The following is a 9,162-nucleotide window of genomic DNA, read 5'->3' as shown; positions in this document are numbered from 1 at the left end:
AGCGGGCGGGGCTGGTTCTCGTGGCCGGGCGGTCGCGGCGAATCGGCTCGCCCGGCGGCTGCCGGCACGGGGCCGCGCATCGCGGCGCTACCCGGGCTCGGCTGGGGCGTGGCACTGCTGGTCGCGCTCGCGGCGGCGGGCGGGATGGCGCTGTCCGCGCGTCACGCGCAAACGGACCGGACGATCGACGAACTGGTTGCGAGCCATGTGCGGGCCGGATTGTCGACGCGCGACATCGACGTGATCTCGACCGACCGGCATACCGTCAAGCCGTGGTTCAACGGCCGGCTCGACTATGCGCCGCCGGTCGAGGATCTGTCGGCGAGCGGTTTTCCACTCGCGGGCGGGCGGCTCGACTACGTCGGGCAGCGCCGCGTCGCGGTGCTCGTCTATCGTTACCGGCAGCACGTGATCGACGTCTATGTGCGGCCGGCCGGCGCAGGGCGGGCATCCGCGCCGTACGCGACCGTGTCGCAGGGTTACGCGCTCGACCGCTGGGACGCGGCGGGGATGACGTGGTGGGCGGTGACCGACGCCGAGCCGTCGGCGCTGACGGCGTTCAGGACGGCGCTCGATGCGCGGCTGGGCGGGGCGGGCAGCGAGTAACCGCGGGGCTGGCTGCCGGACTCGCATTGCACGCGTGACGGTTCGCCACCGGGTCCGCCCCCGTTTTTTGCGGATGCACGGGCTGCCGTTGCTGCCCGTTGCCCGTTCAAGTCTTTGAAAACATGGCCGAATCCGGTCGGAAATCGTCGATCGGTGTTGCACGTGCCCCGTATCCGGGTTAGAATCTTCGGCTTCTCACTTGCCACACCGGTACAGACGCCCGGGTGGCTTTAATCCACAAGGAGTGTGTAATGCGTCATTACGAAATCGTATTCATCGTGCACCCCGATCAGAGCGAGCAAGTGCCTGCGATGATCGAGCGTTACAAGACCACGATCACGACGCACGGCGGCCAGATCCACCGTGTCGAAGACTGGGGCCGTCGCCAGCTGGCCTACATGATCGAGAAACTCGCGAAGGCTCACTACGTCTGCATGAACATCGAGTGCGACCAGACGACGCTCGACGAACTCGAACACGCGTTCAAGTTCAACGACGCCGTGCTGCGCCACCTCATCGTCAAGATGAAGAAGGCCGAAACCGGCCCGTCGCCGATGATGAAGGAAGTTCAGCGCGAAGAAGCCAAGAAGGCGGCTGCAGCTCAGCCGACCGAAGCGCAGGCTTAAGTTCGTCACTTATTAAGCCATCAAGGAGCGCGCTACTCACGTGAACAGGTTGCAATTGACGGCGAGCGTCGTCGAACGCGCACCGGTGCGATATACGCCGGCGGGTGTTCCGATCGCAAGCGCCACGTTGCACCACCGCACGGAAGTCGTCGAAGCAGGCATTCCCCGTCAGGTCGAAATGACGATCGAGGCGGTGGCGGCCGGTGAGGCGAGCGGCAAGCTGGAGCGTCGTGAAATGGGCGTCGAAACGCTGTTCACGGGCTTCCTGGCAAAGAAAAGCCGCAACGCGAGAACCTTGGTGTTTCACATCACAGCATTGCAGGACATTGGAAAGGACTGAACATGGCCCGCCCCACTGGTAAGAAATTCGACAAGCGTCGTCAGCAACAAAACCCGCTGTTCAAGCGCAAGAAGTTCTGCCGTTTCACGGCAGCAGGCGTCGAGCAGATCGACTACAAGGACACGGATACGCTGAAGGACTTCATCGGCGAAAACGGCAAGATCACGCCGGCGCGTCTGACGGGTACGAAGTCGCACTATCAGCGTCAGCTCGATACGGCAATCAAGCGTGCGCGTTTCCTCGCGCTGCTGCCGTACACCGATCAGCACAAGGCGTAATCAGGCGACGCAATAAGGAGAATTCGAATGCAAATCATTCTGTTGGAAAAAGTCGCCAATCTGGGTAACCTCGGCGATATCGTCAAGGTCAAGGACGGTTACGCTCGCAACTTCCTGATCCCGAACCGCAAGGCTCGCCGTGCAACGAAGGAAGCGATCGCCGAATTCGAAGTTCGCCGCGCTGAACTCGAAAAGATCGCCGCTGAAAAGCTGGCGGCATCGCAGGCAGTCGGCGAGAAGCTGAACGGCCAGTCGTTCGAAATCACGCAGAAGTCGGGCGTCGACGGCCGTCTGTTCGGCTCGGTCACGAACGGCGACGTCGCGGATCTGCTGAAGAAGGCAGGTTTCGAAGTCGAGAAGCTGCAAGTTCGCATGCCGGAAGGCCCGCTGAAGATGATCGGCGAGCACGTCGTTCAGGTCGCGCTGCATACGGACGTCGTCGTCGACGTCACGATCAACGTGATCGGCGACCACGCGTAAGCGTACGTAAGCTTGCCGGGCGGCTTCCGCCGTCCGGACAAGGGCAGGCGCCCGGGCAACCGGGGCCTGCCTTTTTTTATTGCCGCATCGCTGGCGGCCGGTATGGCGCCGTCCTGTGTAATTCGCGATAATCCCAACCCATGAACGCGCCGCAAGATCCTCAAATCGAATCGCTGAAAGTCCCGCCGCATTCGGTCGAAGCCGAACAGTCGGTGCTCGGCGGCCTGTTGCTCGACAACGCGGCCTGGGACCGGATTGCCGACTTCCTGTCGCAGGGCGACTTCTATCGCTACGACCACCGGATTATCTACGAGCACATCGGCCGGCTGATCGCGTCGACGCGCCCGGCCGACGTCGTGACCGTGTACGAAGCGCTGACGACGTCCGGCAAGGCCGACGACGTCGGCGGGCTCGCGTATCTGAACGCACTCGCACAGAACACGCCGAGCGCCGCGAACATCCGCCGCTATGCGGAGATCGTGCGCGATCGCGCGGTGTTGCGCCGGCTCGTGTCGGTCGCCGACGAAATCTCGGCCGATGCGTTCAATCCGCAGGGCAAGGAAGTGCGCCAGCTGCTGGACGAGGCCGAGTCGAAGGTGTTCTCGATCGCCGAAGAAGGCGCGCGCGGCAATCAGGGCTTCCTCGAAATCGGTCCGCTGCTCACGCAGGTGGTCGAGCGCATCGACACGCTTTATCACACTGCGAACCCGAGCGACGTCACGGGCACGCCGACGGGTTTCGTCGACCTCGACCGGATGACGTCCGGGATGCACGGCGGCGAACTGATCATCGTCGCAGGGCGTCCGTCGATGGGTAAGACCGCGTTCTCGATGAACGTCGGCGAATACGTCGCGGTCGAGTACGGGCTGCCGGTGGCGGTGTTCTCGATGGAAATGCCGGGCACCCAGCTCGTGATGCGTATGCTCGGCTCGATCGGCCGGCTCGACCAGCACCGGATGCGTACGGGTCGCCTGACGGACGAGGACTGGCCGAAGCTGACCCATGCGGTGCAGAAGATGAGCGAGGCGCAGATCTTCATCGACGAGACGGGCGGCCTGAACCCGATGGAATTGCGCTCGCGTGCGCGGCGTCTGGCACGCCAGTGCGGCAAGCTCGGCCTGATCATCGTCGACTACCTGCAGCTGATGTCGGGTTCGTCGCAGGGCGAGAACCGCGCGACGGAAATCTCGGAAATCTCGCGGTCGCTGAAGAGCCTGGCGAAGGAGCTGGACGTGCCGGTGATCGCGCTGTCGCAGCTGAACCGCGGGCTGGAACAGCGGCCGAACAAGCGGCCGGTGATGTCCGATTTGCGCGAATCCGGCGCAATCGAACAGGATGCGGACGTGATCCTGTTCATTTATCGCGACGAGGTTTACAACCCCGACAGCCCGGACAAGGGGACGGCCGAGATCATCATCGGCAAGCAGCGTAATGGTCCGATCGGGCCTGTTCGGCTCACGTTCCTGGGGCAATACACGAAGTTCGATAATTTTGCCGGGGCGCAGAACTTCTACGGCGAGTAACGCCGGATGTAAACCCTTATTTAGCCAAACGTTGTATCCCATCCCGGCGCGCGCATATGCGCGCGTCGCGTCACGACCGGAAACGGTACAATATCGCCCGTTTTCGTGACAGTCGTTTGACAATCTCTCAGGAATCCCATGTTCGGTCGATTCATGCCCACCGAGGGCAAGTTCTTTGAACTTTTCAACGCGCACGCGAAGCACATCGTTTCCGGTGGCCGCGAGCTCGAACTGCTGATCGACAATCTCGCTGACGCCGAGATTCACAAGCAAAACGTGCAGACCGCCGAAAAGGCCGCGGACAAGCTGACGCATGAAGCGATCGATCTGCTGCACAAGACCTTCATCACGCCGCTCGATCGCGACGAGATCCACAAGCTGATCACGACGATGGACGACATCCTCGACCTGATGGAAGACGTCGCGACGGCCGTGTCGCTGTACGACGTGCGCGCCGTCACGTCCGAGGCGAGCCAGCTCGCGCACATCGTCACGCAGTCGGCGCAACACGTGCAGCAGGCCGTCGGGTTGCTGTCCGACATGAAGCAGTCGGCACAGATCCTCAAGCAATGCGAGGAGATCGACCGCTGGGAATCGGAGGCCGATCGGGTGCTGCGCGCGGCGATGTCGAAGCTGTTCCGCGAGGAAGACGACGTGAAGACGCTCATCAAGCTGAAGGCGATCTACGAGCTGCTCGAAGAGATCACCGACAAGTGCGAGGACGTCGCGAACATCATCGAAGGCATCGTGCTGGAAAACGCCTGAGCGAACCACGATGCATTCGATACAACTCGCCCTATGGATGGTCGCGACGCTGGTGCTCGTCGCGCTCGTATTCGACTTCATGAACGGCTTCCACGACGCGGCGAACTCGATCGCCACCGTCGTGTCCACCGGGGTGCTGAAGCCGCAGCAGGCCGTCGTGTTCGCGGCCGCATTCAACGTCATCGCGTATTTCATCTTCCACCTGAAGGTCGCGCAGACCGTCGGCAAAGGCACGATCGATCCCGAGATCGTCGACCATTACGTCGTGTTCGGCGCGTTGGTCGGTGCGATCGGCTGGAACGTGATCACCTGGTACTACGGGATTCCGTCGAGCTCGTCGCACGCGCTGATCGGCGGTCTCGTCGGCGCGGCGCTCGCGAAGTCGGGCTGGAGCTCGCTGAATATCGACGGGCTGCTGAAGACGATCGCGTTCATTTTCATTTCGCCGCTGCTCGGTTTCATCCTCGGTTCGCTGTTCATGCTCGGTGTGTCGTGGCTGTACTTCCGTACCGCGCCCAGCAAGGTCGACCGGCGTTTCCGCCGGCTGCAGCTGCTGTCGGCTGGTCTGTACAGCCTGGGTCACGGCGGCAACGACGCACAGAAGACCATCGGCATCATCTGGATGCTGCTGATCGCGTCGGGCTATGCGTCCGCGACGGCCGATGCGCCGCCTGCATGGGTGATCGGCGCGTGCTACCTGTCGATGGGGCTCGGCACGCTGTTCGGCGGCTGGCGCATCGTGCGCACGATGGGCCAGAAGATCACGAAGCTCAAGCCGGTCGGCGGTTTCTGTGCCGAAAGCGGCGGGGCGATCACGCTGTTCATCGCGTCGTTCCTCGGCATTCCCGTGTCGACCACGCACACGATTACCGGCGCGATCGTCGGTGTCGGCGCGACGCAGAAGCTGTCGGCCGTGCGCTGGGGCGTGGCCGGCAATATCGTGTGGGCGTGGGTGCTGACGCTGCCGGCGGCCGCGCTGTTCGCGGCCGGCGGATGGTGGCTCGGACACCAGATCTTCTGATGTTCTGATTCCGGCACGGCCGGATCGACATGAAATGCGCCGCAAGCCGACAGGCTGCGGCGCATTTTCTTTTGGGGTGTGCAAATGCAACCGTGCGGCGAACGGCGAATGACCGATGCGGGGTGAAGCCGCCGCAGGGACGGCGAGGCGGGCTAGTAACTGCCGTTCGCGAAGCGGGCGATCGGATCGTCGGCCGTGCCGGTACGCGCGCCGGACGGCGCGGATTGCGTAGCGGCGCGCAGCACCTGTACGGGCTCGGTACTGCGCGGCGACGGTACGGCGGCTGCGGAAGGCGGTTCGGCATCGAACGCGGCAGCCTGCGCGGCCGTCAGCGCCGTCGTCGGGATCTGTGAGCCGGTCTCGGCCGGGCTGGCGGGCACGGCATTCGCCGTCATGGCGTTCATGTCGCCAGTCGTCGCGGTTGCCTGTTGCTGAGCGGCCTGCATGCGCGGTGGCGGCGGCTCGTACGGATCGGCCGGCGTAGCCGCCGCGGCGGCCACGACCGGTGCGGCCGGCATGATCGGGGCAGGCGACGGCGTCGCGCCGGCTTGCGGCGCGGCATAGGCCGGCTGTTGCGGCGCGGCGGCCGCGACGACCGGGGGAGCAGGGGCAGTCACCGGCGCGGTGCGCGGCGCATCGCGCCGTGCCTCGTAGGTCGGCGTGTCGAATGGCGCCGGCGTCGCACGCGGCGGCGCGACGCGGCGAATGCCGTCGAAGCGCTTCGCCCAATACGGATTCGTCAGATAGTCGAGCCGCACGGTGCCGCCGGTCGACGGCGCATTGACGAAGCGCAGCTTGCCGACATAGATCCCGACGTGCGAATGCGGCCGCCCGGTCGTATTGAAGAAGATCAGGTCGCCCGGCGCCACCTGGTCGGGGTCGATCGACATGCCGCGGCTGCTCATGTCGGCTGTCGTGCGCGGCAGGTTCACGTCGGCCGCGCGGCCGAGCACGTAGCGCACCAGCCCGCTGCAGTCGAAGCCGCTCGTCGGCGTGTTGCCGCCCCAGCGATACGGCACGCCGACGAGGCTCATCGCCTGAATCGAAATTTCTTCCTGGCCGACGCTGTGGTCGACGAACTTCGGGAAATTGGCGGGGGCAGGGAACGCGCGCGGCGTCGTGATCTTCATGCCCGACGTGCGCGAAGCCGACTGCGGCGGCACGCTGGAGCAGGCCGCAAGCAGCGAAACGACGATGACGGGAACGCAGATTCGAAGCATGGCAAGGCGGACGAGCGCGGCGCGCTCGCGAATCGTATGACAACAGACAGACCCGATGGTAGACGTACCGGCGGGGCTTAAGCAACCATTCCTGAGAATTTACTTGAAGTTTCGCGTGTAAGTGAGGCTGTTCGGTAACGAAGCATGACCAACGTTTCCGACCCCAAAATAAAAACGGCGCTCCGGGAGCGGAGCGCCGCGAGGCGTCGAAAGCCGGCCGGGCGGCCGGCGGGTCGTGTTACAGGATGTCCGACGCGTAGTCGGCCAGCCGCGAGCGTTCGCCGCGCGCGAGGGTCACGTGGCCGCTGTGGCCCCAGCCCTTGAAGCGGTCGACGACGTAGGTCAGGCCCGAGCTGCCTTCGGTCAGGTAAGGCGTGTCGATCTGCGCGATGTTGCCGAGGCACACGATCTTCGTGCCGGGGCCCGCGCGCGTCACGAGCGTCTTCATCTGCTTCGGCGTCAGGTTCTGCGCTTCGTCGATGATCAGGTACTTGTCGACGAACGTGCGCCCGCGCATGAAGTTCATGCTCTTGACCTTCAGGCGCGAACGGATCAGTTCCTGCGTGGCCGCGCGGCCCCATTCGCCGGCTGCGTCGTCGGTCTTCTGCAGCACTTCGAGGTTGTCGTCGAATGCACCCATCCACGGCTGCATCTTCTCTTCCTCGGTGCCGGGCAGGAAACCGATGTCCTCGCCGACGGGCACGGTCGCACGCGTCACGATGATCTCGTTGTAGCGCTTGTCGTCGAGCACCTGCGCGAGGCCGGCCGCGAGCGCGACGAGCGTCTTGCCGGTGCCGGCCTGGCCGAGCAGCGTGACGAAGTCGATCTCGGGGTTCATCAGCAGATTCAGCGCGAAATTCTGCTCGCGGTTGCGCGCGGTAATGCCCCACACGTTGTTCTTGTGGTGGCTGTAGTCGCGCAGCGTCTGCAGCAGCGCCGTCTTGCCGTTCAGCTCGCGCACGATCGCGTGGAACGTCGGCTCGCCGTTCTGCGGCTCGAGATAGACGAACTCGTTGACGAGCATCGACGCGACGAGCGGGCCCGTCACGCGATAGTAGGTGGTGCCCGTCTTCGTGTCCTGCCAGCTCTCCATCCCCTTCGCGTGCTTGGTCCAGAAGTCCTGCGGCAATTCGCGCACGCCGTTATAGAGGAGATCCTTGTCCTCGAGTACCTGGTCGTTGAAGTAGTCTTCCGCCGGCAGGCCGAGCGCATGCGCCTTGATTCGCATGTTGATGTCTTTCGACACCAGCACGACCTGGCGGTCCGGCCGGTCGCGCTGCAGCGCCCGGACGACTCCGAGGATCTGGTTGTCGGCCTTGCCTTCGGGCAGGCCTTCGACCGGCGCGATGTCGGCCAGCTTCGTCTGGAAGTACAGGCGGCCGAGTGCCTCGCGGCTGCCGAGGCGCGACAACGGAATGCCGGCCGAGATCGGGCCGCCGTCGGCAACCAGTGCGTCGAGCGTACGGCTGACCTGGCGTGCGTTGCGCGCGACTTCGGACATCCCCTTCTTGTGATTGTCGAGTTCCTCGAGCGTCATCATCGGCAGATAGACGTCGTGTTCCTCGAAGCGGAAGAGGCTGCTCGGGTCGTGCATCAGCACGTTGGTGTCGAGCACGAACAGCTTCTGCAGCTCGGCCTCGGCGGGCTTGCGGCTGCGCGACTTCGTCGCGGCGCCGGCATCGCGCGCGGGTGCGGTGGCCGGTTTGCCGGCGGCCGGCTTGTCGTTGCGCGCGACGACGGGCGCCGCGGGCGTTTCGGGAACGGCGGGTGCCGCGGGTTCGACCGGCTGCGGGATCGGTTGCAGCAGTGCGGCGGTTTGTCGGGTCTTGCGGCCGCGTGCGGGCGTGCTCGCGGTTTCCTGCGCCGACGGCGCGACGGCGCGCAGCGGCGCGGTCGTGTTCGCGGCTTCGGTCATCGGTTGGGCCACGCTGGCCGGGCCATAGTCACCGGCTGTGGATGCGTCCCCTTCGGCGGATTTCTTCGCGGCTTTCGCGGGCCGCGCTTTCGCCTTGTATTCGTCGGGCGGCAGAAGGCTGCCGAGCTTGCTGGGGGGAGTAGGCAAAGGCATGGTGTCCCTCGGGAGGAATCGTGTCGCATGAAGTGCGCCGCTGATCGCATCCTGCGTGACGTAGACGCATGCAGTTTGCGCGCGGTGGCGCACAGGAATTTCGTCTAGCCGGTTCGCCTAAGTGTCGGTCAACTCCTTGACGGGGTGGGCACAGGACCGAGAGCCGGCGCCCAATCCATAAAAAAAGCCGCTGCCCCGTGGACCGGGACATGCGGCTCGGCTGATACCGTCGTGA

The 9,162-nt window shown here is 64.6% G+C and carries 10 protein-coding genes and 1 pseudogene; 9 read left to right on the top strand and 2 right to left on the bottom strand.

Annotated elements, in window-relative coordinates; genetic code table 11:
* The 8 genes from BME24068_RS29800 to BME24068_RS29765 form a co-directional block, all read left to right on the top strand.
* The coding region (locus BME24068_RS29800) for an anti-sigma factor family protein (RefSeq protein WP_174928196.1) at positions 1–606 on the top strand (606 nt) is incomplete at its 5' end.
* Between the two features lie 251 nt (positions 607–857).
* Positions 858–1,232 (top strand): 30S ribosomal protein S6, encoded by a 375-nt coding sequence (gene rpsF / locus BME24068_RS29795; protein WP_006755436.1) that lies wholly within the window; start codon positions 858–860, stop codon positions 1,230–1,232.
* A 40-nt stretch (positions 1,233–1,272) separates the two neighbouring features.
* Entirely contained in the window at positions 1,273–1,572 is a 300-nt protein-coding gene (priB, locus tag BME24068_RS29790; RefSeq protein ID WP_031399239.1) for a primosomal replication protein N, read from the top strand.
* Between the two features lie 2 nt (positions 1,573–1,574).
* On the top strand, positions 1,575–1,850 hold the full coding sequence (gene rpsR, locus BME24068_RS29785; protein WP_096503057.1) for a 30S ribosomal protein S18: 276 nt from the start codon (positions 1,575–1,577) through the stop codon (positions 1,848–1,850).
* 27 nt (positions 1,851–1,877) lie between these two features.
* The gene (rplI, locus tag BME24068_RS29780) at positions 1,878–2,330 is read left to right on the top strand and encodes a 50S ribosomal protein L9 (protein ID WP_096503055.1); all 453 of its coding nucleotides are present in this window, start codon (positions 1,878–1,880) and stop codon (positions 2,328–2,330) included.
* Between the two features lie 140 nt (positions 2,331–2,470).
* Positions 2,471–3,853: a replicative DNA helicase gene (locus tag BME24068_RS29775; RefSeq protein ID WP_096503053.1), complete on the top strand. Its 1,383-nt coding sequence runs from the start codon at positions 2,471–2,473 to the stop codon at positions 3,851–3,853.
* 138 nt (positions 3,854–3,991) lie between these two features.
* A complete protein-coding gene (locus BME24068_RS29770) occupies positions 3,992–4,618 on the top strand; it encodes a DUF47 domain-containing protein (protein WP_096503051.1) in 627 nt (208 codons plus the stop codon).
* Between the two features lie 10 nt (positions 4,619–4,628).
* The gene (locus BME24068_RS29765; protein ID WP_096503049.1) at positions 4,629–5,639 is read left to right on the top strand and encodes an inorganic phosphate transporter; all 1,011 of its coding nucleotides are present in this window, start codon (positions 4,629–4,631) and stop codon (positions 5,637–5,639) included.
* Between the two features lie 152 nt (positions 5,640–5,791).
* On the opposite strand, the gene BME24068_RS29760 is transcribed toward BME24068_RS29765, so the two are convergent.
* Positions 5,792–6,859, bottom strand: coding sequence for a C40 family peptidase (locus tag BME24068_RS29760; protein ID WP_174928195.1), 1,068 nt, complete (start codon positions 6,857–6,859; stop codon positions 5,792–5,794).
* Positions 6,860–7,097: 238 nt separating this feature from the next.
* On the bottom strand, positions 7,098–8,927 hold the full coding sequence (locus tag BME24068_RS29755; protein ID WP_174928194.1) for a PhoH family protein: 1,830 nt from the start codon (positions 8,925–8,927) through the stop codon (positions 7,098–7,100).
* Here BME24068_RS29755 and BME24068_RS35445 point away from each other — a divergent pair.
* Positions 8,823–9,067: pseudogene (locus BME24068_RS35445) on the top strand (hypothetical protein); the annotation flags it as partial. The gene BME24068_RS29755 and the pseudogene BME24068_RS35445 overlap by 105 nt on opposite strands.
* Positions 9,068–9,162 lie beyond the last annotated feature (95 nt).

Source organism: Burkholderia anthina (assembly GCF_902498995.1).
Lineage (GTDB): Bacteria > Pseudomonadota > Gammaproteobacteria > Burkholderiales > Burkholderiaceae > Burkholderia > Burkholderia anthina.
This window is presented reverse-complemented; position numbering and strand designations above follow the sequence as displayed.